This is a genomic window from Streptomyces sp. NPDC041784, assembly GCF_055591025.1.
Genome location: NZ_JBVJAB010000003.1, coordinates 245975 through 271254 on the forward strand (window position 1 = coordinate 245975; position 25280 = coordinate 271254).

10 protein-coding genes are annotated in these 25280 nt (G+C 71.3%); 3 read left to right on the top strand and 7 right to left on the bottom strand.

What is annotated here, in order from left to right; all coding sequences use genetic code 11:
• The first annotated feature begins 27 nt into the window (after window positions 1-27).
• On the top strand, window positions 28-5088 hold the full coding sequence (locus ACZ6D7_RS07875; RefSeq protein WP_469485149.1) for an amino acid adenylation domain-containing protein: 5061 nt from the start codon (window positions 28-30) through the stop codon (window positions 5086-5088).
• Between the two features lie 177 nt (window positions 5089-5265).
• On the opposite strand, the gene ACZ6D7_RS07880 is transcribed toward ACZ6D7_RS07875, so the two are convergent.
• Genes ACZ6D7_RS07880 through ACZ6D7_RS07900 form a run of 5 tightly spaced genes read right to left on the bottom strand, consistent with a single transcriptional unit; the run spans window position 5266 to window position 9580 of the window.
• Window positions 5266-6159, bottom strand: a complete 894-nt coding sequence (locus ACZ6D7_RS07880; RefSeq protein WP_469485152.1) for an LLM class flavin-dependent oxidoreductase — start codon at window positions 6157-6159, stop codon at window positions 5266-5268.
• A gap of 20 nt (window positions 6160-6179) precedes the next feature.
• Window positions 6180-7283, bottom strand: coding sequence for an HAD-IIIC family phosphatase (locus ACZ6D7_RS07885; RefSeq protein WP_469485155.1), 1104 nt, complete (start codon window positions 7281-7283; stop codon window positions 6180-6182).
• Between the two features lie 4 nt (window positions 7284-7287).
• Entirely contained in the window at window positions 7288-8457 is a 1170-nt protein-coding gene (locus tag ACZ6D7_RS07890; protein ID WP_469485158.1) for an acyl-CoA dehydrogenase family protein, read from the bottom strand.
• Complete coding sequence (locus ACZ6D7_RS07895; protein ID WP_469485161.1) at window positions 8454-8723, bottom strand: acyl carrier protein; 270 nt, start codon at window positions 8721-8723, stop codon at window positions 8454-8456. Before ACZ6D7_RS07895 ends, ACZ6D7_RS07890 begins: the two co-directional genes overlap by 4 nt.
• Window positions 8724-8725: 2 nt before the next feature.
• A complete protein-coding gene (locus ACZ6D7_RS07900; protein WP_469485165.1) occupies window positions 8726-9580 on the bottom strand; it encodes a 3-hydroxyacyl-CoA dehydrogenase family protein in 855 nt (284 codons plus the stop codon).
• 245 nt (window positions 9581-9825) lie between these two features.
• Here ACZ6D7_RS07900 and ACZ6D7_RS07905 point away from each other — a divergent pair, with 245 nt between their 5' ends.
• Window positions 9826-14550 carry a type I polyketide synthase gene (locus ACZ6D7_RS07905; protein ID WP_469486014.1) on the top strand — a complete coding sequence of 1575 codons (4725 nt, stop codon included), beginning with the start codon at window positions 9826-9828 and terminating at the stop codon, window positions 14548-14550.
• Complete coding sequence (locus ACZ6D7_RS07910; protein WP_469485168.1) at window positions 14550-18359, top strand: SDR family NAD(P)-dependent oxidoreductase; 3810 nt, start codon at window positions 14550-14552, stop codon at window positions 18357-18359. The genes ACZ6D7_RS07905 and ACZ6D7_RS07910 overlap by 1 nt, the downstream gene beginning before the upstream one ends.
• A gap of 32 nt (window positions 18360-18391) precedes the next feature.
• Here ACZ6D7_RS07910 and ACZ6D7_RS07915 read toward each other — a convergent pair whose 3' ends face one another.
• Together ACZ6D7_RS07915 and ACZ6D7_RS07920 are read right to left on the bottom strand one after the other, a co-directional pair.
• Window positions 18392-19450 carry a helix-turn-helix transcriptional regulator gene (locus ACZ6D7_RS07915; protein WP_469485171.1) on the bottom strand — a complete coding sequence of 353 codons (1059 nt, stop codon included), beginning with the start codon at window positions 19448-19450 and terminating at the stop codon, window positions 18392-18394.
• Window positions 19451-19480: 30 nt separating this feature from the next.
• Window positions 19481-25069 carry a type I polyketide synthase gene (locus ACZ6D7_RS07920; protein WP_469485174.1) on the bottom strand — a complete coding sequence of 1863 codons (5589 nt, stop codon included), beginning with the start codon at window positions 25067-25069 and terminating at the stop codon, window positions 19481-19483.
• Between the last annotated feature and the right edge of the window lie 211 nt (window positions 25070-25280).

Below are 25280 nucleotides of genomic sequence, written 5' to 3' on the forward strand. Positions count from 1 at the left end.
CGCGGGCTCTGTAGGGGGATCGGGAATATGGCGGTGTGTTCGTCCGGCGTGGACTGCGGTGAAGGAGAACAGGCATACCTCGCGGGTGCCGATGTGGTCCGCGATGCGCCGTGGGGCCTTCCCGGCCTGGTGCGCTCCGTCCGGCTCCGACAGCCGGACGCGATCGCCTGCGAGAGCGAGCGGCGCGTGCTCACGTACGCGCAACTCGACGCGCTCAGCGATGCCTTCGCCGACGACGTCCTGGGTGCGACAGGAGGCAGGCGGGGCGTCGTCGCCATGGTCCTGCCGCGTGGCATCGACATGGTGGTGGCCATGCTGGGGGTGCTCAAGGCAGGCTGCTGGTACCTTCCCATCGCGCTGGACGAGCCGGACGACCGCCTCCGTTCGATGCTGGAGGTCGCCCGCCCGCTGGCCGTGCTCGGTGCGCCCGGACACGTGCGGGAAGCTTTCGCGGGGATCCCCCGGTTGTCCGTCCGCCGCCGCCTGCCGCCCTCCCCGCCCGACCGGCCGCTTCCCCTGGCCGGACCGGACCAGCCGATGTATCTGATCTTCACCTCCGGATCGAGCGGAAAGCCCAAAGGCGTCCTTCAGGGCGGCGCCGGAGTCGTCAATCGCATCCTGTGGCAGAACCAGCGGTTCGGACTGACGCCCGAGGACCGCGTTCTGCAGAAGACGCCCTACACCTTCGACGTCTCCGGGTGGGAGTTCTACTGCCCACTCACCGTCGGCGCCCGCATCGTGTTCCTGCCCGAGGGCGATCACCGTGATCCGGTCCGGCTGGCACGGTTCGTCCGCAGGCATCGGATCACCGCCTGTCACTTCGTGCCCTCGATGCTGACGGAGTTCCTGCGTACGGTGACGGCCGCCGATGTCCGGTCCGTACGCCTGGTGTTCACCACCGGAGAAGCGCTGCCGGCCCCGCTCTGCGTCGCGTTCCACGAGATCTTCTCCGCCGAACTGACCAACCTGTACGGCCCCACCGAGGCGGCCATCGAGGTGTCGTACTGGCCGGTGCCGAAGTCGATCGAGGCGACGGACCGGATTCTCATCGGGCGTCCGGTCGACAACACCACCCTGCACGTCATGGACGACGAGGGGCGGCCCCTGCCCGTCGGCGCCATGGGCGAACTGTGGATCGGCGGGGTGCAGGTCGCCCTGGGGTACGTCAGCCGGCCGGAGCTGACGGCCCAGGCGTTCCCGGAGATCGAGGGGCGCCGCTTCTACCGGACCGGCGACCTCGTACGGATCGTCGACGGGGAGCTGGAGTTCCACGGGCGCGCCGACCATCAGTTCAAGGTCCGGGGTGTGCGGATCGAGGCAGCGGAGGTGGAGCGTGCCCTCACCCGGCATCCGGCGGTCGAGGAGGCGATCGTCGTCGCCGTCGAGGACGGGCGAGGCAGCACGGAACTTCTCGCGGCTCTCACTCCGGCCGCTTCCGCAGAGCCGCCCGGTGACGGCGCGCTGCGCGCACACCTGCGGCCGCTGCTGCCACCGGCCTACGCCCCCAGCGGCTACCACTGGCTCACAGCGATGCCCACACTCACCTCCGGCAAGGCCGACCGGAACGCCGTCCACGCGATCACGGCCGCGTGGTGGGCCGGCAGGACGCGGTCCGATGAGGCGGACGACGGCACCGACCCGCTGAGGCGCATCTGGTGGGGGACCCTGCCCACACCCCCCGGCGGCCGCGTCGAGGACCTGGGATTCCTCAGCGCGGGCGGCCACTCCCTGCTCGCCGTCCGGATGCTCGGCCGCATCCGCGCGGAGCTCGGAGCCGACCTGCCCCTGTCCGTGCTCCTCAGGGACGACGCCTCGCTGGCCGGTGTGCGTGCGCTCGTACGTGCCTCGGCGCCGTCGTCGCGGCCCGGAGCACAGCCCGCCGCGCCGGCGCCCGAGGGGCCGGTGCCGCTCACTCCCGGCCAGCGTGCGCTGTGGCTCCTGAGCCGACTCCACGACCCGGCAGCGGCGGCGTACAACGTGGTGGCCGCGTTGAGACTGAGCGGCCGGGTGGAGCCTTCGCTGCTCGCTGCGGCGCTCGACGACGTGGTGGGCCGCCACCAGGCGCTGCGGCTGCGGATCACGGAGCGGGACGACGACCGGCCCTGCTACGAGCAGGTACCGGACGCGCGTATCGTCCTGGACCTTCCGGTCACCGACGAGGAGCTTTCCGACAGCAGGGTCGAGGAGTTCGTCCGGGAGTTCGCGAAGCGACCGCACAGGATGTCCGAGGCACCGCTGGCGGCGGCCGCACTGCTGCGTGGCCGGGCACCCGACGAGGCCTGCCTGGTCGTCTCCCTGCACCATGTGATCGCGGACCAGCACACGATGGACGTGGTCCTCTCGGACCTGGCCACCGCGTACTCGGCACGGGCCCAGGGACGCGATCCGGAGCTCGGCCGTGCCCCGGACTTCCTCGACCACGTCCGGGAGGTCAACGCGTCCGACGGCTCACCCCGCCGAAGCCACGACCTCCGCTACTGGACCGGTCTGCTCGCCGACGCGCCGACGGAGACCACGCTGCCCTTCCGGTACTCGGCGCAGGGGGCACCGAGCTTCGAGGGCCGCAGCGTCCTGGCAGGGTTCGACGCCCTGGAGACGCAACGCATCGACGACGTGTGCCGTGCGCTCGCCGTCACGCCCTTCACGCTGTTCCTCACCGGCCTGAGCCTCGTCCTGCGCAGGTGGCTCGGGCGCGACACCGTGGTCCTCGGCGTCCCGGTCTCCCAGCGCCGTACGGCCGGGCACGACGACATGGCCGGCTTCATGCTGGGCACGCTGCCCCTCCGTGTCGACGTGGACCCGGACAACGACGTCGCCACCGTGCTGCGGCACGTCCGCGAGCGGTGCGCGGATGCGGTGGACCACTGCGCACCGGACTTCGAGTCCATCGTCCGGGCGCTGGACCTGCCCACCCGGCCGGGCGTGAACCCGGTGTTCGGGATATGGGTGAACGACCTCTCCCACGCCGCCCCGGCCCCGGAATTCCGCGGACTCGACACGGCCTTCCACACGACCGGACACGCGGCGCTCTTCGACGTCAACCTCTACGTGCGCCGGGAAGAGCGCTACACGTTGCAGCTGACCGTCGCGACGGACCGGGTGCCGTTCGATGCCGCCCCGCACCTCTTGGACCAGGTACGGCACGTGATCCGCCGCATCCTCGACGACCCGTCCCGGTCCGTGGACGAGGTCGGACCCGGTACCGAGGCGGCGGCTCCGCCGATGCTCCCCGCCTCCCCGGCCGCCCCGCTCGTCGGCGTCCTGGACCGGATCAGAGCCGTCGCCGCGCGTACCCCGTCGGCCGTCGCCGTCCGCGAGGCCGGGCGGAGCCTCACGTACGCGGAGCTGATGGACGGCGCGGACACCGTGGCGGCCCAGCTGGCCGCCGCCGGGGTGACGGCGGGCGCCCCCGTGCAGGTCCACGGCCGTCGCCGGGCCTCGTGGGTGGGAGCCGTGCTCGGCACCTGGTCGGCCGGCGCCGTACCGGCCCTCGTGGACGCGGGGCTGCCACGCGAACTGCTGGCCCACTACCGGAACATGGTGCGTCCGGCCGCCGATGTGACCGTCGGCCCCTCCGGCGAGGTCGGTGTGGCCGGCGTGGTCGGCACCGTCGCCGAAGCGCTTGTGCCGGGGCACATCCTGTTCACCTCCGGTACCGGAGGCGCGCCCGCGGCCGTCCTCGCCCCGCACTCCGCGCTCGACCACGCCATGGACTGGTATCACGGCCACGTCCGGCCCACTCCCGAGGACAGGACCGCACTCATCGGCGGCCTGGGACACGACCCGGTCCTCCGGGACATGCTGGTGCCCCTCGGCGCCGGCGGCACCTTGGTGGTCCCGCAGGCCGGTGTCCTGCGTACGCCGACCGCGCTGTTCGACTTCCTGCACGAGGAGGGGATCACCCTCCTGCACGCCACCCCGGCCCTTCTGGAGATGATCGCGGCGGGCCACGGCGACAGACCGGGCCGACGGCTCGGGCGACTGCGCCTGGTGATGTCGGGCGGGGCCCCGCTCACCGCAGGACTGGCCCGACGGGTCCGTATGTTCTGCGACGCCCGGATCGTCAACGCGTACGGCACCACCGAGACCCCCCAGGTCGCGTCCTGCCAGGTGGTCGCGGAGGCCGGCGAGCCGGTGGACCCCGCGCTCCCCCAGGACGCGACACTGCCGTTCGGCCGGGGCGTGGCCGGCACCGAACTCCTGGTCGTCGACGAGCGCGGGGAGCCGTGCGCCGTGGGCCAACGCGGTGAGATCGTCGTCCGCGGCCACCATCTCGCCGTCGGATACCTGGGAACGGACCGGGGGAACAGCGCCTTCTCGGGGTCCGGGACACCGTCGGGTGCGCGGACCTTTCGTACCGGTGACCTCGGCCGGCTGGACCCCTGGGGAGGGGTGCTCCTGGACGGCCGCCGGGACCGTCAGGTGCTGGTCAACGGGTTTCGGGTGTCACTGGAGCACGTGGAGGCCGCCGCGTTGCGGCACGGACGGATCCGGCAGGCGCGCGCGGAGATGACGGCGGCCGGGATCGGCGACCGTCTGACACTGCGGGTGGTGCCCGAGGCGGCGGGCCGCCCACCGGGGGAACAGGAGGTGCGCACCCACCTCACCGCCCTCCTGCCCGGGTATGCGGTACCGGCGCGCATCGACGTGGTGCGCCGACTGGGGACCAACCACAACCACAAGGCCGTCGGGGGCCCGGCCGGGCCCGGGGCCGGGCACGCCCCCCACTCCCCGGAGCCGACGGCGGCGTCACCAGTCCTCGACCGGATGGGCAGGGTCGCCGAGGAGGCACTCGGCCGGCCCATGAACGCGGACGGCAACTTCTTCGACGAGGGCCTCGATTCGATCGGGCTGCTGCGGTTCCACCGGATGCTGGTCAGGCGACTGGGCCAGGAGATTCCTGTGTCCGCCCTCTTCGCCCACCCGACCCTGCGGGCACTGTCGCGGTTCCTGGGCGCCGACGGCGGCTCGGCGGAGGGCGGTGCACCGCGAGCGCGGCCGAGGGCGCGGCCGGCCGCGCAACGGGGCGACGCGGCGGAGCGCCGTCGCGCGCTGCGGTCCCGGCTCACCCCGCCGGACGGGGAGTGAGCCGGGACGGACGCACGGGAGGGCCGGCCCACTCGGCTGCATCGACACCCGCACCCGCCCCGAACGACAACGTCGGCCTTCAAGACCACAACCAGGTCTTGAAGGCCGACGTCACACGACCCCGGAATTCGACCGACAGCGTCGCGATGCCCTGCGGAGGCCGTCCTTCGGGACGTCTCAGGACGCCGACCCGTAGGCCGCCTCCACGGTGCTGATGAAGTCCTCGTCGGTTCCCGGCATGGGGGAGGGCACCGGGACGCAGCCCGCCTCGCGGTACTCCGCCAGCCGCTCCCGCACCCGGGACGCCGGGCCGATCAGGGAGAACTCCTCCGGCTGCGGATCGCCGTAGGCGTTCAGCACGTGCCGGTAGTAGGGCAGCATTCGGTACGACGCGGCCGACCTCGCCCACCGCGACCGCTGCTCCACCTCGTCCGTCCCGGTGTACGCGGGCAGGATCGTCAGCACCGTGAAGTCCTTCTCGTCCTTGCCGAACTTCGCGCAGGCCTCGCGCACGACCGGCATCACCTGCTCGCGGACGTATCGGAGGGACGACAACCAGATCACGATGCCCTCGCCGAGCTCCACGGCGAGACGGATCATCTGGGGCCGGAGCGCTGCGAGGTAGATCGGCACATGGCCCGGCGGGTCGGTGTACTGGGCGTGGGCGGTGAAGTGCCGGCCCTCGGCGTTCACCTCGCCGGTGCCCGTCAGGCGCCGGACGATGTCCACGTACTCGCGCATCACCCCGATGGGCGGCCCCTGCCGCAGGCCGAGCACGTACTCGTTGACGAACTTGTGGCTGTAGCCGAGGCCCAGCACGAAGCGTCCGGACGACAGCTCGGACAGGGACGCCGCGGCCTGTGCCATGGCCACGGGATGCCGGGCGTAGACGGGGAGCACGGCTGTGCCGACCGAGATCGACGGGGCCGCGTGGAGGTAGGCCGACGCGGTGATCAGTGCGTCCCGTTGGTCCGGCTGCTGTTCGAGCCAGACCTGGTCCACGCCGAGCCGCTCGGCGAGCTGCACCCTTTTGACGAGTTCGTCCGTGCTCTGGTAGCGAGGTGATATCACCAGAGGTCTCTGGGCCCGCTTCATGACGTCACTCCGGTGGCGTGTGTGGGGACGGCGTCGTCGCCGATGGTGATCCGGATGTAGTCGGCCGGGTCCTGGATGCGCCGGAGATCGGACTTCAGCAGCAGCGCGGTGCCGTCCCGGCTCACTTCGGTGAATCCGGCGAAGGCGTAGGTGATCTGCATCATCCGGTTCCGGCCCGTCTCCACGAAGTCGGCGCACAGCGCCTCGGCGCCCGCCTCCTTGGCGGTGCGCATCACGTGGTTGAGCAGGATGGTGCCCACCCCGCGCGACATCGTGCGGCAGGACATCAGGAGCAGTCGCAGATGCCAGTGCGGCCGGCCGCGCTCCGCGAGGGCGAGGCCGATCGTGCCGTAGCTGCCGTAGCGGTCTGTCAGTTCGGCGACCAGCAGGACATGGTCGGGGCTGGTGCTGAGCCCGGCCAGCTCTTCGTAGGAGTAGGTGCGGCCCGTGGAGTTGAGCTGGTTGGTGCGTACGGTCAGTTCCTCGGCGCGCTGGAGGTCGTCCAGTCCGGCCCTGCGGATGGTGAACTCCATCTTCAGCTCGGCGAGGAACTCCTCGGGGGTACCCGCGAACGTGCGTTCCTGCTCCTCCCGGACAGTCTGGCTCCGGTACATCTCTCTGCGCCTGGCCGACTCGTCGGTGACGAAGCGCGGGGTGAGCTCGGGCAGGTCCGGTGCGTCGGCCAGGTCCTCCGGCGCGAGGCAGAGCACTCCGGGCAGGGCGTGGGCCACCTCGGCGCGCTCGAACGGCTCGTCGTCGACGAAGGCCAGTGCGTCGATGCCCACGTTGAGGGACCGGGCGACCTCCCGCAGCGAACTCGACTTCGGGTTCCAGCCGATCTGCGGGTAGACGAACATGTCGTCGAGGCCGAGCTCACCGAGCCGTTCCATGGCGGCCTGCCGGTCGTTGCGGCTGGCGATGGAGTGCAGGATGCCCCGGCGGTCGAGCCGGCGGATGAGGTCGACGACCTCGGCGCGTGGAACGACCGCGCCGGACTCTTCGAGCAGGACGCCGTCCCAGAGTGTGTTGTCGAGGTCCCAGACCACGCACTTGACGCGCCCGCGGCGCGCTGCGGATTCTTCGGTGGATGTCGTCGTCATGTCCTCAGGCAGCAATCCGGTAGGCCGCGTCGGCGATGGTCAGCTGCTGGATCTCGGAGCTTCCTTCGATGATCTCCATGACCTTGGCGTCGCGGTAGTAGCGGGCGACGGAGCTCTCGGGAGCGCAGCCGTTCGCCCCGTGGATCTGGACGGCCTCGTTGGCGTGCCGGGCCGCGCGCGTCGACGCGAAGTACTTCGCGATCATGGTCGCCATGATGGTCCCCGAGTCGTTGGCGTCCTTGAGCCGGCCGGCTTCCTCGTACAGCAGCCGGGCAGCGGCGGTGTCCGTGACCATGTCGGAGATCCTGGCCCGGATGAGCGGCAGTTCACGCAGCGGAACGCCGCCCACCCGTCGCTCGGTGGTGTAGGAGGCGCAGGCGTCGATGCAGGCCTGCAGAATGCCGACGGAGCCCGCCGCGACGCTCAGCCTGCCGATGTCGAGCACTCCGGTGAGCAGCATCCCCGGCGCGAAGGCCTCCGGGCCGAGCAGCGCCTCGGAGCCGAGGGCCACCTCGCGCAGGTGGACGGTGGCCAGCATCCCGGCCCTGGTGCCCAGCATGCCCTCGATCGGTTCCACCTCGACACCGTTCGCGTCCGCGGGTACGAGGAAGGCCGCCACACCGCCCGGGGCGCGGGCGAAGACGAGGAAGAGCCGGGAGAGCTGCCCTCCGGTGATCCAGGTCTTGGTCCCCCGCAGCACCCACCTCGTGCCTTCGCGCACCGCCGTCGTGGTGAGCTCGGTGGTGGCGTTGCTGCCGCTCCCGGGTTCGCTGACGCAGAGGGAGCCCAGCGTGGATCCGTCGGCGAGCCCGGGCAGCCAGCGCGTACGCTGCTCGGCGGTGCCCCAGCGGTGCACCGCGAAGGAGACCATGCTGTGCACGGTCAACAGGCTGCGCATCGAGGAGCAGCCGCGCCCGACCTCCTCGTGGATCCGGCCCAGCGTGGTGAACGACACTCCCGCCCCGCCCGCCTCCACGGGCAGGAAGGGGGCCCACAGCCCCGCTTCCGAGGCCGCCTTGAGGAGACCGTCGGGCACGCGCCCCGCGCTGTCGTAGACGTCGGCGACGGGCCGGATGTACGTGTCGGTGAACCGCTTGGCCGAGCCCCGGTCGGTGACGGCCGCCGGCGCGTCGGTCACGGGCTCGTCCGGGGGCGACTGCGGCTGCCTGCTCATCGGGGCGCCTGCGATGCGGTGACGGAGGCGGGCCGGTTCCTGTCGACCAGTGCCGCTATGGAGGCGACGGTCCGGAAGTTGTCGAACCGGAGTTCCTCGTTGGGGATGGTGAAGGCGAACGCCTTTTCGATGAACATCACCAACTCCATGGCGAAGAGGGAGTTGATGAACCCGAGGGCGAAGATGTCGTCCTCGTGGGTGATGCCGATGTCGGGGAAGCGGCTCGTGATGAACCGGTGGATCTGCTCGCGGGTGTCGTCCGCCATGGTCATACCTCCGTGGGGGCGTAGGAGTAGAACCCGTGCCCGGTCTTCCGTCCGTGAAGGCCTGCCTCGGTCATCTGCTTGAGGAGGGGGCACGGACGGTACTTGCTGTCGGCGAAGCTCTCGTAGAGGACCTCGATGCTCTGCAGGATGGTGTCGACACCGATGAGATCGGCGGTCTCCAGCGGGCCCATGGGGTGGTCGAAGCAGCCGCGGAACACCTCGTCCACCGTCTGCGCGGACGCGACGCCCTCGTGGACGAGGAAGGCGGCCTCGTTGATGGTCAGCATGAGGACACGGTTGGAGACGAAGCCACTCGCGTCCCTGACCTGGATGGGCTTCTTGCCCATGGTGGCCAGGAGGTCCCTGGTACGCCGGAGGGTCTCCTCCGACGTGTGGTGCCCGGGGATGAGCTCCACCACGTGCTTGAGCGGTACCGGATTCATGAAATGCACGCCGACGACCCGGGCCGGCCGGTCCGTCGCGGAGGCGATCCGCGTGACCGGTATGGCCGAGGTGTTGGCTATGAAAACGCATTCCGGATCGCAGACGGCGTCCAGTCTCGGATACAGCGCCCGCTTGAGATCCCAGCTTTCCGTGATGTTCTCGACCAGGAAATCGGCAGATGCGAGGGATTTGATGTCCGTCTCGAAGGAGATGGCCCCCAGGACGGCATCCGCATCCACCGCGGGACCGCCCAGCAGGCGACTTGTTCTGCAGTTCTGCCGGATCTGATCCTTTGCTCGCCGGAGAATCGTGGCATTCAGGTCGTTCAGGACGACGTGGTGTCCCGACTGCGCAGCCGACTGCGCCACCCCGACTCCCATGACCCCTGCACCCACGACACCGATCACAGCCATAGTCCACTCCGTCCTGTCATCGCGGCCCAGCCTTGGCTCGCCGTCGTGCCGAGGTCAAGTGCCCTTGACGCAGGGGGCCTCCGGATGCGGTGGCAGCTTGTGGACGGCAGGAACCTGCCACTGTGAACGCCTGGACAGTCCCACGGCCCGCGCACCCACACTGAGGGGCAATCACGCTTGTTGACGGGGTGCGGTGGAGGGGAACCTTGAAGCTGGAACAACCGATACGTGACCATGACATCGCGGTGATCGGCATGTCGGGCCGTTTTCCTGGTGCATCGAATGTTGCCGGCTTCTGGGAGAATCTCGCGAACGGGGTGGAATCGTTCGCGCAGCTCACCGACGATGAATTGCGTGCCGCACTGGTCGACGAGCGACTCATCGCACATCCCGACTACGTCAAGGTGCGTCCCGTACTCGACGACATCCGCGGCTTCGACGCGCGGTTCTTCGGGTACAGCCCCCGCGAGGCCGAGATAGCCGATCCTCAGCAGCGCATCTTTCTGGAATGCGTGTGGGAGGCTCTGGAGGGCGCGGGGTACGGCAGGGCCGACACGCGGGGCCGGGTCGGTCTCTTCGCGGGCGCCAACTTCAGTATGTACATGATCAATCGGTTCGCCGGTCCCGCGGGCATCGCGCACATGGACCCGTACGAGCTGATGATCGGCAACGACAAGGACGCGCTCGCGACCGTCATCGCCTACCGCCTCGACCTGACCGGCCCAGCGGTCTCCGTGCAGACCTTCTGCTCGACCTCGGCGACCGCCATGCACCTCGCCTGCCAGAGCATCAGGCGCGGGGAGAGCGACATCGCCCTGGCGGGTGGCGTCTGCGTGCGCGTTCCCGACCGGGTGGGGCACCTGCACTTCGAGGGCGGGATGGAGTCGCCCGACGGCCATATCCGCACGTTCGACGCCGAAGCGCGCGGGGGCGTCTTCGGCGACGGCGCGGGCGTCGTCGTCCTCAAGTCGATGCGGCAGGCGGTCGCCGACCGTGACACCGTGCTCGCGGTGATCCGCGGCAGCGCGATGAACAACGACGGTGCCTCCAAGTTCAGTTACACCGCGCCGAGCATCGTCGGGCAGGCCCGCGCGGTGGAGGACGCGCTGCGGGACGCCGACGTCTCACCGAGAGACATCTCCTACGTCGAGGCGCACGGCACCGCCACCGAGCTGGGGGACCCGATCGAGGTCGCGGCCCTCTCCCGGGCCTTCAAGGCCGCGGAACGCGGCCGCACCGGGGAAGAGCTGGACGAACGCGGCTACTGCGCCATCGGTTCGGTGAAGACCAACGTCGGCCACCTCGACCGCGCTGCCACGGTGACCGGGATGATCAAGGTGGTCGAGGCGCTCCGGCACGAGCACATTCCGCAGTCCCTGCACTTCGAGAACCCCAACCCGGAGATCGACTTCGCCCGCAGCCCGTTCTACGTCGCCGGCAAGCCGGTCCGCTGGAGCCGGCAGCCGGGCCGGCCTCGACTGGCGGGACTCAACGGCCTCGGCATGGGCGGCACCAATGTGCACATGATCGTGCAGGAGGCGCCGGCCCCGCGGAACCGGCCCGCCGACCCCAGGCGCTGGCATCTCCTGCCGCTGTCGGCGCAGGTGAAGGAGGCGGGCGAGGAGCAGCGCACCGATCTGGCTCGTCATCTGAGGACGCAGCCCGACACCGCGCTCGGGGACGTCGGTTTCACCCTGCACATGGGGCGCTCGCTGTTCTCGCACCGCCAGGTGTGCGTCGCCGGTTCGACGGACGGCGCCGCGGCGGCGCTGTCGGGCGAGAAGGCACCCGACGCGACGCTGCTGGTCCGGCACGATCCCGCGCGCAGCCGGCGGGTGGGCCTGGTCTTCGCGGGCGTCGGCGAGCACTACACCGGGATGGTCGGCGAGCTGTACAGGACGGAACCCGTCTTCCGTAAGCACCTGGACCACGGCCGGGGGCTCCTCGCCGAGTACACCTCCATCGACGTCGTCACGCCGCTCACCGCCGAGCGCTCCGCGCAGGGCGGCGGCCTGGCCGCTCTGATGGGACGGGACTCCGGGCCCGCGGACGATCCGTTCGCCGACACACGTGTCGCGCAGCCGGCGGTGTTCCTGGCCGAGTACGCGCTCGCGGCGACGCTGATGGAGTGGGGGTTGAAGCCGGCCGCCGTGCTCGGGTACAGCGTCGGTGAGTACGTGGCGGCCTGCCTCGCGGGGGTCCTCTCGCTCCCCGACGCGCTGCGTCTGGTGGCCCACCGGGCCGAACTGATCGCGGAGCTACCCGCGGGGGCGATGCTGGCCGTGGGGCTCACCCGGCAGGAACTGTTCGCCAAGGTGCCGGACCTGGAGGCGCGGGGGCTGGACCTCAGCGCGGTCGTACCGGGGCAAGCCGTGGTGGCGGGTCCCGTGGACGCCGTACGCGATCTGGCCGCGTTCCTGCGGGACGAGGAGATCGCGTGCCGCGAACTGCAGACCACCCACGCCTTCCACTCCCGCATGCTGGCCCCCAAGGCGGACGAGCTCACCCGCTGGATCGCCGAGCACATCACCCTGTCCGCACCCGTCCTGCCCTGCCTGTCGAACGTCACGGGCGGGGAGATGGACGCGGACCTGGTCACCGAACCCGCGTACTGGGCGCGGCACATGTGCTCTCCCGTGCGGTTCGAGGAAGGCCTCGGCGAGATGCTGGGCCAGGACGACATGACGCTGATCGAGATCGGGCCGGGCAGGTCGCTGGGCGCGATGGCGCGGGCCCACGCGGCCTGCGACCGTTCCCGCTGGCCGCTGATCGTCTCCACACTGCCCGCCGCGAGCGAGGACACGGGGGACGACCGCACTCTCGCCGAGTGCCTCGGTGAACTGTGGCTGTGCGGTGTCGACATCGACTGGGACGCCTACCACCGCAACGCACGCGACTTCGCGCCGGGCCGCGTACAGCTGCCGACCTATCCGTTCCAGCGTCAGGAGTACTGGTACGAGTCCGGCTGGACACCCCCGTCGCAGGTCGTCGGCGGCCTGCCGGAGGGCGCCGAACAGGCCGGCGGGTACGAGGAGCTGCCCCTGCTCCCCGAGTCGCGGTGGATGCATCTGCCCGTCTGGCGGCAGCGCCTCCCGCAGCCTGCGCTGAGCGATCAGGGCAACGAGTGGACCGTCTTCACGGACAGCGGTGAAGGCGACCGGATCGTCGAGGAACTCCGCAGGCGAGGTCCGGCGAGCGGGCGCAGGATCGTCGAGGTGCGCCCCGGCGATGCCTTCGCCCGCGACGGCGACACCTACCGGATCCGGCCGGGCAACACGCAGGACACGCTGGAGCTGTTCGCCGCCCTGAGCGAGCGCGGGCAGCTGCCCGACCGCGTCCTGCACCTGTGGAACCTGGGGGACGCCGAGGCCGAGGAGACGGTGCGCCGCGGTACCCACACCCTCATCGCGCTGGCCCGCGCCGCGCACGAGATGGTCTTCGGGTCGTGGAAGCTCGACGTCGTCACTTCTGGCGTCCACCAGATCACGGGCAGCGAAGTCATCCGTCCCGAACGGGCGACGGTGCTCGGTCCCTGCACGATCATCCCGGTGGAGTGCCCGGGCGTCACCCTGCGCTCCGTCGACCTGCTGGACGGCGCTCCCGCGCCGGTGGCGGAGGTCGTCGAGGAACTGCGTTCCGAACCCGGGAACCAGGTGGTGGCGCTGCGGGGCGGAAAGACCTGGACGCTCGACTACGAGGCGCTCGAACTTCCCGCGGGACAGGACCTCACCGAGCCCGCCGCCACGGTACGCCCGGAAGGGGTGTACATGATCACCGGCGGTCTGGGCGGCATCGGCCTGGCCATGGCGTCACGGCTGGCCGACGAGTACAAGGCCAAGGTGGTACTGCTCGGGCGCACTCCGGTGCCGCCCCGTGAGCAGTGGGACGCGGTCCTCTCCGATCCGTCGGCGAGCGACGAGGTACGCCGCCGCATCGACGCGCTGCGCGAACTGTCCGCCAAGGGTGCCGAGTTCATGGTGGTGCAGGCCGATGTGTCGGTCCCTGCCGAGGTGGAGCGGGCGGTGGCAGCGGCGACGGAGCGGTTCGGTGCGCTCCACGGCGTCCTCCACGCGGCGGGAGTGCCCGGCAGGGGCATGATGCAGTTCAAGTCCGCGGAGGACGTCGACCGCGTGCTCGCCCCCAAGGTGGCGGGGACCCTGGCGCTCGCCCAGGCGCTCAAGGACGTACCCCTCGACTTCCTGGCGCTCTTCTCCTCGGTCTCCTCGGTCACCGGGGCGCTGGGACAGGCCGACTACTCCGCGGCCAACGCCTTCCTCGACGCCTTCGCGAGCAGCGGCCTGCTGCCGCAGGCGAGGATCGTCTCGATCGGCTGGGGCGAGTGGGAGTGGAACGGCTGGAAGTCCGGCCTCGACGGTTACGAGCCGGTGCTGCGCGAGTTCTACGAACAGCACCGGGACCGGTTCGGTATCGGCTTCGACGCGGGATGGCGCCACCTGCTGCGGGCGCTGGCCCGCCCCGAGCCCCATCTGTTCGTCTCCACGCAGGACTTCTCCATGATGGTGCGGGGCAGCCGGAGCCACACCATGGAGGACATCCAGGAAGGTGCCCGGCGCGGCCGGGGCGAGAAGCGCCATCCGCGGCCGGAGCTGTCCACCCTGTACGTTCCGGCACGCACGGAGACCGAGACCCTGATCGCCGAGGTCTGGGCGGACGCACTGGGGATGGAGCAGGTCGGCATCCACGACAACTTCTTCGACCTGGGCGGCAATTCGCTCCTCGGGGTGGGGATCGTGGCGGCCATCCGCAGGGGGCTGGAGCTCGACAGGCTTCCGGCTCATGTCATCTACCAGGCGCCCACAGTCGCCGCACTGGCGGCGCTGGCCGTCCCCGACGCCGCGCCGGAGGGCGGGCCGGAGAGCGACCACTCGGCGCACGTGAAGGATCGCGCACTACAGCGGCACGAGCGTCTGGCTCGCAGGCGCGCCGGACAGCGGGGAGGTTCCGAGTAATGACTGACGTCGACTACGACGCCGCCGTTGCCGTCATCGGCATGTCCGGGCGTTTTCCCGGGTCCACGAACGTGGAGGAGTTCTGGTCCGCCCTGATGGCGGGCCGGCCGGGGCTGCGCGAGCTGGACGAGGAGGAACTCGTCGCCGCGGGTGTCGGCCCGGCGCAGCTGGCGAATCCGTCGTACGTGCGCACCGGCGCCCCGCTCGAGGGGACGGACCTGTTCGACGCGGGCATGTTCGGCTTCAGCCGGCACGAAGCCGAACTGATGGACCCGCAGCACAGGCTTCTCCTGGAGTGCTCCTGGGAGGCCCTGGAGTACGCCGGCTACCAGCCCACCGCGATGCCGGGGCGGGTCGGTGTCTTCGCGGGATGCGGCCACCCCGACTACCTGTACAACGTGGGGCAGAAGGCGATGGCCGAACCAGGCGGAGCGCTGCTGATGGCGATCGGCAACGAACGCGACTCGCTCGCCTCCCTGGTCTCGTACAAACTGGGACTGACCGGCCCCAGCGTCACGGTGCAGACCTTCTGTTCCACCTCCCTGGTGGCCGTGCACATGGCCGCGCAGAGCCTGCTGAACTTCGAGTGCGATGCCGCCCTCGCCGGCGGCGCCTTCATCCCGCTGCCGCAGAACGTGGGCTATGTGTACGAGGAGGGCGGGATCCTCTCCCCCGACGGGCAGGTTCATGCCTTCGGAGCGGGCGCTCGCGGCAGCGTCATCGGGTCCGGGGTCTCCGTGGTCGTCCTGAAGCGACTCGCCGACGCGCTCGAGGACGGCGACCACATCGAGGCGGTGATTCTGGGCTCGGCCGTCAACAACGACGGGAGGGCCTGCGCCGGCTACACCGCTCCCGGGGTCGACGGGCAGGCCGAGGTGATGGAACAGGCGATCTCCTTCTCCGGCGTACGGCCCGAGACCATCGGATACGTGGAGTGCCACGCCACCGGGACCCCACTGGGCGACTCCATCGAACTGGCCGCGTTGGCCCGGGCGTTCCCCAAGGACATGGGCCGCAGGGTCGTCCTGGGCTCGCTCAAGCCGAGCATCGGGCACCTGGACCGGGCCTCCGGCACCGCAGGCCTGATCAAGGCCGCGATGGCGCTCTCCCGGCGGGTGCTCCCCGCCACCCTGCACTACGAGAACCCCAATCCGGTGCTCGCCACCGAGCGGGACCGCTTCACCGTCCTGGACAAACACCAGGACTGGCCCGAGGAACCGCAGCCCCGGCGTGCCGGTGTCAGCTCCTTCGGGCTCGGCGGCACCAACGCCCATGTCGTACTCGAAGAACCTCCGCACCGCCCGCGCGAACCGCGGGTCGCGGGTCCCCAGCTGCTGGTCCTCTCCGCGCGGGACGCCACCGCCCTGGACGAGGCGACCCGCGCCCTGGCCGAGTACCTCGACGCACACCGGGCGGCGGACCTGGCCGACGTGGCGTTCACGCTCCAGCGCTCGCGTGCGCAGTTCCCTGTCAGACGCGCCCTCGTCTGCACGGACACCGCACAGGCGCTCGCGGTGCTCTCGGACCCCGCGCAGTGGCCCGAGGCCGCACAGGAGCGGCACCAACCGGTCGCCGAGCTGGCGGACGCCGGTACCTGGACCGTGTCCGGCCAGTGGCGGGAAGAGCTGCGTGAGGCGGTCCTGCGTCTGCTCGGGGACGGCGGATCGGCGGAGGCGGCCGGGGGCTCCCCGACGGCCGGGGCGGCACACGAGGCGTTCGTGCGCGGCATGGCTCGCCTCGGCTGCCGGGTCGTCGCGCCGGCCGACGGCGCGGAAGAAGCCGACGCCGCGCGCATATGCCTGGAACCCTCGGACGAGGTCCCGGCGGAGCAGTGGCTGCTGAACGTCCTCGGGCGGCTGTGGACGGGCGGGGCGACCGTGGAGTGGACGGCCACCGACCGCGCCGATGCCAGGCGGATCCCCCTGCCCACGTATCCCTTCCAACGTCGCAGCTACTGGGTCAACCCTCCCGAGACGCCGTACCTGCTGGGCGCGGCCGAGGAGGAGAGCCGGGTGGGCGACATCGGACGGTGGACGTACGCACCCGCCTGGCGCCGTCGGCACGCCGCACCGGCCGATCTCCCCGAGCTGGTCCGCGCCGCGGGGCCCTGGCTGGTCCTCGCCTCGGAGGAGTGGGGTGAGGCGCTCGCCGCGCAGGCGCGGTCGGCGGGCGGCGAGGTCGTCGTGGCCCGGCCGGGCCCCGCTTTCGGCGGCGACCGGGAACAGGGCTTCACTTTCAGGCCCGCCGACTCCGAGGACACCCACCGGCTCCTGGGCGCGCTCGGCACGCCGCCCCGGACCGTGGTGTACGCGCTCGGTCTCGGCAGCCTCGGCCGGTCCTTCGAGGAACAGCAGAACGTCGGATTCGACGCGGCCCGTGCGCTGGCGGGCGCGCTGGCGCTGCACGCCCCCTCTCAGGCGATCGACGTCCTGTGCCTGACCAGGGAGTCCGTGCAGATCGCGGGCTCGGTCCCGCGTGATCCCGCGCAGGCCGCGCTGGCCGCGCTCATGCCGGTGCTCGCGCAGGAGAACCCCGGCTGGACATGCCGGCACATCGACCTCGGCCGGGCGGCCGGCGGACTCTCGGTTCCCGCCCAGGTGGCCGCCGTCCTCGGTGAGGCGGGTGCCGTGTACGAGGGTCCGGTCGCCCTGCGTGGTACCGAGCGCTGGGTCCGGGAACACGAGCCGCTGCCGCTCGCCGCCGTGTCCGAGCCGGACGGCCCGCTCGCACCGGGCTCGACCGTGCTGATCACCGGCGGGCTGGGCCATGTCGGGCTGATTCTGGCCCGGCACCTGGCCGTGGCGCGCGGCTGCCGGGTGGTCCTCACCGGGCGTACGGCCCTGCCCGCGCGGGAGCGGTGGAAGGACTACCTCGAGCAGGAGGCCGATCCGTCGTCCAAGATCCAGCGCTGTGTCAAGGCGCTGGTGGAGATCGAGGAGGCCGGCGGCCGCGTGCTGGTGGCCGCGGCCGACGCCTCCGACGCGGCGCAGATGCGCGCGGTGGTGGAGAACGCCGAGGAGCACTTCGGAGGGCTCGACCTCGTGGTGCACGGGGCGGGCGTCTCCGACGCCGCGGCCTTCGGTCCCGCGCACATGGTGGACGCCGCGGGGAGCCGTTCCCACTTCACCGCGAAGATCGACGGCTTCCGCAGCCTCCAGCAGGCCCTGGGGGACAGGCCCGTCCCGGGGATCACGATGTCCTCGCTCTCGGCGGTGCTCGGCGGCCTGGCGCTCGGCCCCTACGCCGCGGCCAACGCGGCGCTGGACGCCTGCGCCCTGGGCGAGCGGGCCTCCGGCGGCAGGACATGGCTCACGGTGAACTGGGACACCTGGCGTCCCTATGCCCAGGACCCCACGCACAGCGGTGAGTTCGACATGGCACCCCAGGAGGCCGTGGAGGTCTTCGAGCGCGCCGTCGGTGCCCTCGACCGCGTCGACCACCTGGTGATCTCGACCGGCTCGCTGTCGGCACGCCACGACCGGTGGGTCGTGCGCCACGGCCGCGACGAGGACACCGGGGCGGACGAGGACATACGTGACCCCCGTCCCGATCTCTCCATCCCTTACGTGGCTCCCGAACGGGGAACCGAACAGGAGCTGGCGGCCATGTGGGCCGCGGTCCTGCGGCTGGACAAGGTCGGCGCCGACGACGACTTCTTCCGCCTCGGCGGTACGTCGGTGGTGGCCATCCAGCTGATCGCCCGGGTGCGTAGGGAGCTGGGCATCCCGGTCCCCACCACCGCGCTGCTCGGATACCCCACGGTGCGCGGTCTGGCCGGGCAGATCGACGCGGCGCGGGGCGAGGCGTAGCAGCGGAGCGGGGGGACCGCCGGGAGCGGGTGTCAGGCGACGGGCGGCGCGGACTGCTGCGCCGCCCCCACCCGCACACCGGCCTGGAACCTGCTGACGGCATCCAGATCGCGCAGCACCGCGGCGATGTGCCGGCGGCAGGTACGCACGGAGATGCCGAGCCTGCGCGCCACCGCCTCGTCGGTGAGGCCGTCGGTCAGCAACTGGACGATGGTGAGGTGGAGGCTGTCCGTCACCGTCCGGTAGCCGCTCTCCTCGGCCGAGTACTGCTGCGCGCCGGACCAGGCACATTCGACGAGGTCGAGGAGAAGGCCCACGGCTGAGCGGCTCCGGATCAGCACGCCCGCGGGCTCGTCCGCCCCGCCTCCCTCGTTGAGGAGGAAGGCGACCTCCTCGTCGAACACCATGAGCTGACGGCCGAGTTCACCGGTGGTGCGGACCTCCGCCCCGTTGACGTGGAGCTCGGTGAGGACCTTGCGCGCGCGGATGTCGGCGCGTACAGCGTGCTGGAGGAGCAGCCGGACCCGGACTTTGCGGGCGAGGAGGCCCAGCGCGCCGCCCGCCATGCGGGCGGAAGCCTCGTCCCCCGTTGACAGCAGTCCGTTGGGCAGGAAGGCGACGTACGCGCCGGAGCAGTGTTCCGCCGCCTGGTACAGGTGCCCGGCGAGCTCTTCGGCGTCCCGCAGTTCCACCAGGGAGGGATCGCCGTCGCCCTCGATCCTGCGGGTCTCCAGATAGTGCGGCCGGAAGTCGTTCAGGCGGCGTCGGAGCTGACTGATCGTGGCTCGGCGGCGGTACACCTCCTCGTCGATCGGCAGGATCAGCGACGCCTGGGCGACATCCGGATCGACGGGGAAGAGGACGGACGGTCCCTCTGTTCCCCTCTCCTCGCGCAGCAGGTGGAGCTCCTTGAGCTGGGCCACCGCGGCGCGGACCCCGGCGGTGTCCAGCCCGAGCTCCGCCGCGAACAGCTCGTCGTCCTCGACGAGGCTGCCGCGGCGCAGCGCGTGTGCGTACACGAGGTCCGGCCCGGAGCCGGGCGCGTCTCCGCTCGCCGTACCGAGGCCGGCGAATCCGTCTGACAGCGACATCTGTGTCCTTTGCATACGACTGGCCTTCCGTCACCGCTGCTGAGCCGCGTCGGGCTGCTGGAGTGCCTCGTCGACACGGCGCGCGAGGTCCCGGACGGTCGGGTACTCCAGAACGGCGACCCCCGGCACGCTGACGCCGAGGGAGTCCCGGATGCGCACAGCCAGCTGCACGGCCACGAGGGAATTCCCGCCGAGGTCGAAGAAGTCCTCGTCGAGGCCGATACGGGGGAGTCCGAAGGCGTCCTGCCACAGCTCGACGAGACGCCCCTGCGTGGTCGTCACGGCCTCCGCGGCGACCGGGGAGGCGCGTTCCGTACGCTTGGCGACCCCGGCGAGCTCTCCGCTTCCCGCCGCCTCGATGGACGCGGCCATCCCGGAAATGCGCCGGACCCGCTCGGTCAGGGGCTCACGGCTGACGACGTACTGCGCCTCACCATGAGTGTTGAGCACCCGCCACAACAGGGCGAGCCCCTCGTCCGGAGTGATCAGCAGCTCACCCGAGGGGGAGACGGACGAATCCCCGGACGCCGCGGCGGGAGCGGCCCGAGGGGTTTCCCGGTCCCGGCCCGGCGCGGGTGCGGAGGTGGTCGGCGCGCCGTCCGTGGCGGAGGGCGCGTCTGCCGGGCCGTGTCCGTCGCCGAGCGCCGCCACATCGAGGATGCGCACCTTGAAGCCTTCGACGGTGGCCACCTCGCGGCCCCGCTCGTCCAGGATGCCGATGTCATGGGTGGCGCTCGAACGGTCCTCGGCGACCTCGAAGGACCTGATGTGGCTGTGCAGGCGCGCGGGCAGGGCCTCACGCACGATCAGCTTGTCGAACCCGATGGGCAGGAAACTCGTGCCGCCGCCCACGAGATCCGGGATGAACAGGCTGAGCGACGTGGCCCCGTCGAGCAGGGAGGGGTGCACGACGAACTCGCCGAGGTCCTCGCCCCGGCCTTCCCGCAGTCCCAGAGTGACGAGGTGCTCGCCCCTGCCGACCTCGAAGATCTCCATGGTGGGCCAGTGCGGCCCGAACTGGACCAGGTGCTCGTCGGCGCCCGGTTCGGGGGCCCAGGTCAGCTCGTCGCAGCGGGACCTGATGCTCCCCAGATCGTGCCGCTCCGGCTCGGCGGGTCCCGCGTACCGGGTGATCGTGGCCCGCGCGTGGTGGTTCCACGGTGCCTCGGGAGCGTCCACGGCCCGGCTGCGCACGGTGAAGTCGTAGGCTCCGGAGCCGGTGCGCTGCCCGCGCACCTGGACTTCGCGCCGATGGTCGACGGCGAGCGGGCGGCTGAAGAGCACGTCCCGCACCTCGACCGGCCCGTCCTCGACACCGCCCTGGTACGCGGCGCACATCATCTCGATGAACGACGTGCCGGGAAAGACGGCCGAGCCGCCCATGCGGTGATCGGTGAGCACCCAGTGGAAGTCCGCGTCGACCAGGGCGGAATACGTCACCTCCGCGCCGTCCCCGGTCTCCAGCCGGCGGCCGAGCAGGGGGTGCCGGACCTGGGTGTAGGAGATTCCCTGTTCCAGCTCGCGGAAGGCCCGGGGCGCGCTGGTACGGGTGTCACCGATCATGCCGACCTCGGTCCAGCCGCACCAGTTGACCGCGACCGTGCGGCACCGGCTCCGGGTGCGCCGCGCCTGTGCGTAGGCGTCCAGGAAGGCGTTGGCCGAGCAGTAGTCGACCATCCCGTAGTCACCGGACACCGAGACGATCGAGGAGAACAGCACGAGGAGTTCCAGCTCCTCACCCAGCAGCCGGTCGAGTACCAGGGTCCCCTCGACCTTGGGGGCGAGCACCTCGCGTGCCTGTTCCTCGGTCCGCAGTGCGGCGAGACCGCCGCCCGGCACGCCGGCCGCGTGGAACACGCCGTGGATGCGGCCGAAGCGTTCCTTCGCCGTGTCGACGACCTTCCGCATCGCCGCCTCGTCCGTGACGTCGGCGCAGACGACGAGGACCTCGCCGCCCAGCTCCTCCACCTCCCGGACCCCGAGGATCCGCCTGCTCGTCCGGTCGTCCGGACCGTGCGCGGCCAGGTGGGCGTCCCACTCCGCCCGCTCGGGCAGAGCGCTGCGGTTCACCAGGACGAGCCTGGCGCCGGCCGTGCGCGCGAGCTCCTTGGCGGTTTCGAGGCCGATGCCCCCCATACCGCCCGTGATGAGGTAGACCCCGCGGCGTCGCAGCGTCCTCGGAAGTTCGGCCCGCTGTGGCAGGGCGACTCGCTCGTGGTCCGACACCCACCTGCGGCCCGCCCGGTAGGCGACCAGCGGATCGGAGACCGGCGTACCCAGTTCCTCGGCCAGTTGCCCGAGGACTCCGGCGTCCGTCAGGGCGGCCGGGTCGACGTCGACCAGCTGGAAGGTGAGAGCGGGCGACTCGTGGGGGATCACCAGACAGGGCCCGATCAGCAGCGCCTTGGCCGGTTCCACGGGGTCGCTGCCCGAAACGTCGAAGGAACCGGTCGTCAGGACCCGTATGTCCGCGTGGCTGTCCGGCCACCGCTCCAGCAGCGCCTGGGAGAGGTGGAGCAGGCTGAGAAAGCCCGTCTCGCGCACCCGGTCGGTCTCGGCCGTACCGACGGCACCGCCCGCCGCGGGCGCGGCGCTCCAGCCGTGGAGTACGTGCGCGGGGCGCCCGGGACCGGTGTCGAGCGCCGTGCAGAGCGCGTCGTAGTCGGAGCGTCGCGAGGGGTTCATCGTGAAACGCCCCTCGCCCAGGTCGGCGAAGGTCTCGCCCGCCACCACGTGAATCATGCGGACTCCGCGCTCGACCAGGCCGCGGACCAGGGCGCTCGTGGTTCCGGCAGCATCCTCCAGGACCAGCCAGAGCCCGCCGTCGGCCTCCTCGGACCTGATGGCTGCCGGGTCCAGCGGCCGCCTGCGCCAGGTCGGCAGGAACGTGGAGTCCTCGGCGGGCAGGACCAGCGGCTCGGCGGCGGGACGCTGCTCCTCGGCCTCCGGGTCCGGTTCGATCCAGTGCCGTACGCGTTCGTACGGATAGGTGGGAAGGACGACCCGGCGGCGGGTGCCCGGGTGCAGCCGGGCCCAGTCGATGCCGACGCCGTGTGACCACAGAGCGCCGACGGCCTCGGCGAGGCAACGGCTGTCCGAGCGCTCGGAGTTCGCCCTCCGAAGGGAGGGCACCACCGCGGTGCCGCGGGACAGGGTCTGGCGCGCCAGGGTGGTGAGGCTCTGCCCGGGTCCCGTCTCCAGCAGGACCGTCGCCCTCTCCGCGACGGTGGCACAGGCTTCCGCGAAGCGGACGGTGCCGCGGAGCTGGTCGGCCCAGTAGCCGGGGTCCGTTGCCTGCTCGTCGGTGATCCAGGTACCGGTGAGGGTGGAGACGAAAGGAAGCCGCGGCGGCTGCGGGTTCGCCTCGGCCACCGCCTCGCGGAACGGCGGCATCACCGGGTCCAGCATGGAGGAGTGGAACGCGTGCGAGGTCTGGAGCCGCTGGCTGCGTATCCCGTTCGAGGCCAGCCAGTCGCCCAGCAGCTCCAGTTCGGACTCGGGGCCCGAGACCACGCAGCTCTTGGGGCTGTTGACCGCGGCCAGACTCAGCTCGTCGGGGAGCAGAGGGGCGAGGTCGCTCTCGGAGAGCGGCACGGCCAGCATGCCGCCGCTCGGCATGGCCTGGGTGAGTCGGCCGCGGACGGCGACGAGGCGCAGCGCGTCGTGAAGGGTGAAGACGCCCGCGAGGCAGGCCGCGGTGTACTCGCCGATGCTGTGGCCGACCATCGCGGCGGGTTCGACGCCCCGATCCATCCACAGCCGGGCCAGGGCGTATTCGGTGACGAACAGGGCGGGTTGGGCGAGATCGGTCCGGTTCAGGCGCTCGCTCGCACCGTCGGCGTCCTGCTCCTCTCCCGTCCCGCACAGCAGCGGGCGCAGGTCCAGGCCGAGGTACTCGCGCAGGACATCGGCGCATTCGTCGACGATCTCGCGGAACAGGGGCTCCGAGGCGTACAGTTCGGCCGCCATGCCGACCCGCTGGGTTCCCTGGCCGGGGAAGAGGAGAGCGGGCTTCGGATCCTTTCCCGCCTCCGTACGGGGGGAGTTCTCACGCTCCAGCGCGGCGATCGCCTCGTCGGTGTCCCGGCACGTGAAGGCCGCCCGGTGCGGCAGCTCCCGGCGGCCGATCTGCAGGGTGTGGGCGACGTCCTCGAGGGCGAGGCCGGGGTGCTCGCGCAGATGTGCGGCGAGCTCGGAACAGAGGGTGGCCAGCGCCGTCCCGGTCCTCGCCGAAAGCGGCAGGATCTGGTGGGACAGGTCGCGCTCCGCCGCCCCACGGGGCTCCTGCTTCGGTGCTTCCTCCACGATGACATGGGCGTTGGTGCCGCCGATGCCGAAGGAGCTCACCCCTGCACGCTTCGGGCCGCCGCGTTCGGGCCAGGGGGAGCGCTCGACATTGACGTAGAACGGCGTTTCGGAGAAGCCGATACGCGGATTGGGGGTCGTGAAGTTGATGGCGGGCGGAATCACGTCGTGCTGCATCGACAGCACCGTCTTGATCAGCCCCGCGACCCCGGCCGCGGGGCCCAGGTGTCCGATGTTCGCCTTGAGCGACCCGATGGGACACGCCTGCTTCCGCGTCGCTCCCGCTGCGCGGTACGCCGTCGACAGTGCCGACACCTCGGTGGGGTCGCCGACGGCGGTCGCCGTGCCGTGCGCCTCGACGTAGCCGATGGTGTCGGGGGAGAGGCCGCCGGCGGCGGCGAGCGCCTGGGTGATGACGGCGGCCTGCCCGTCGTGGCTCGGTGCGGCGAAACCGTTCCTGCGCGCGCCGTCGTTGTTGACGGCGGTGCCGATCAGTACGGCTTCGATGTGGTCGCCGTCGGCGAGGGCGTCCTCGTACCGCTTGAGGACGACCGCGCCCGCGCCGGTGCCGAAGTTGGTGCCGGCCGCGTCCGCGTCGAAGACCCGCACATGGCCGTCGAGGGCGTAGATGCTGTTCTCCGCCCACTTCTGCCCCGCGTAGTAGGGGAGAAGGATGTTGACGCCCCCGGCGATCGCCATGCTGCAGTCGCCGCTCGCCAGCGCCTGGCACGCCGAGTGGATGGCCACGAGGGACGTGGAGCACGCGGTGACCATGGAGACGGCGGGACCCTCCAGGCCGAGGGCGTGCGCGACATGGGTCGCGAGGTAGTCGAGGTTGTTGTTGGTCTCGATGGCCATGTCGCCGACCGCGGCACGGACCCGGCTGTTCTCGTAGACGTTCCTGAAGTGGTACGCCACCGGGCCGCTGCCGCCGTACACGCCGATCGCGCCGTCGTACCGCGCGGGATCGTATCCGGCGTGTTGGAGCGCCGTGTGGCAGACCTCCAGGAAGACCCGCTGCTGCGGGTCGGCGATGTCGGCCTCACGCGGGCGGTAGCCGAAGAAGCCGGCGTCGAAGCCCTCGACGTCGTCCATGAGAGGTCGCCGCCGGATGTAGTGCGGGCTGCCGATGGTCTCCTCGGACACGTCGCTCAGGCGCAGTTGCTCATCGGTGAGCTCCGTGAGGGACTCCACGCCCTCCACCAGGTTCGCCCACAGCTGCTTGACGTCCCGCGCCCCGGGAAACCGGCCGGCGAGTCCGATGACGGCGATGCGCCGCGCCGCCGATTGCCCGCCTGCGTGTGCCGTACTCATGTACTTCCCCCTACAAAGCTGGCTGGGGTGGCTGAACCTACTGGCTGGAGGTGATCGCGAACCACGTCAGTTTTGGGTGATGGCGCAAGGACCCGCATCGGCTCGGCCGGTCGCGGCGCCGAGCCGCTGGAAGAGGGGATCTTTGCGGTGCACGGCCTGATGGACAGATAAATGTGACGTTGTTCCGTCCGAACGCCGTTCCTAGGCTGAG

Bases quoted from the DNA above. Each gene is read 5' to 3' on its own strand.
- ACZ6D7_RS07875 (WP_469485149.1), top strand. From the start codon at position 28: ATGGCGGTGTGTTCGTCCGGCGTGGACTGCGGTGAAGGAGAACAGGCA.
- ACZ6D7_RS07885 (WP_469485155.1), bottom strand. From the start codon at position 7,283: ATGACGACGACATCCACCGAAGAATCCGCAGCGCGCCGCGGGCGCGTC.
- ACZ6D7_RS07890 (WP_469485158.1), bottom strand. From the start codon at position 8,457: ATGAGCAGGCAGCCGCAGTCGCCCCCGGACGAGCCCGTGACCGACGCG.
- ACZ6D7_RS07895 (WP_469485161.1), bottom strand. From the start codon at position 8,723: ATGGCGGACGACACCCGCGAGCAGATCCACCGGTTCATCACGAGCCGC.
- ACZ6D7_RS07900 (WP_469485165.1), bottom strand. From the start codon at position 9,580: ATGGCTGTGATCGGTGTCGTGGGTGCAGGGGTCATGGGAGTCGGGGTG.
- ACZ6D7_RS07910 (WP_469485168.1), top strand. From the start codon at position 14,550: ATGACTGACGTCGACTACGACGCCGCCGTTGCCGTCATCGGCATGTCC.
- ACZ6D7_RS07915 (WP_469485171.1), bottom strand. From the start codon at position 19,450: ATGTCGCTGTCAGACGGATTCGCCGGCCTCGGTACGGCGAGCGGAGAC.
- ACZ6D7_RS07920 (WP_469485174.1), bottom strand. From the start codon at position 25,069: ATGAGTACGGCACACGCAGGCGGGCAATCGGCGGCGCGGCGCATCGCC.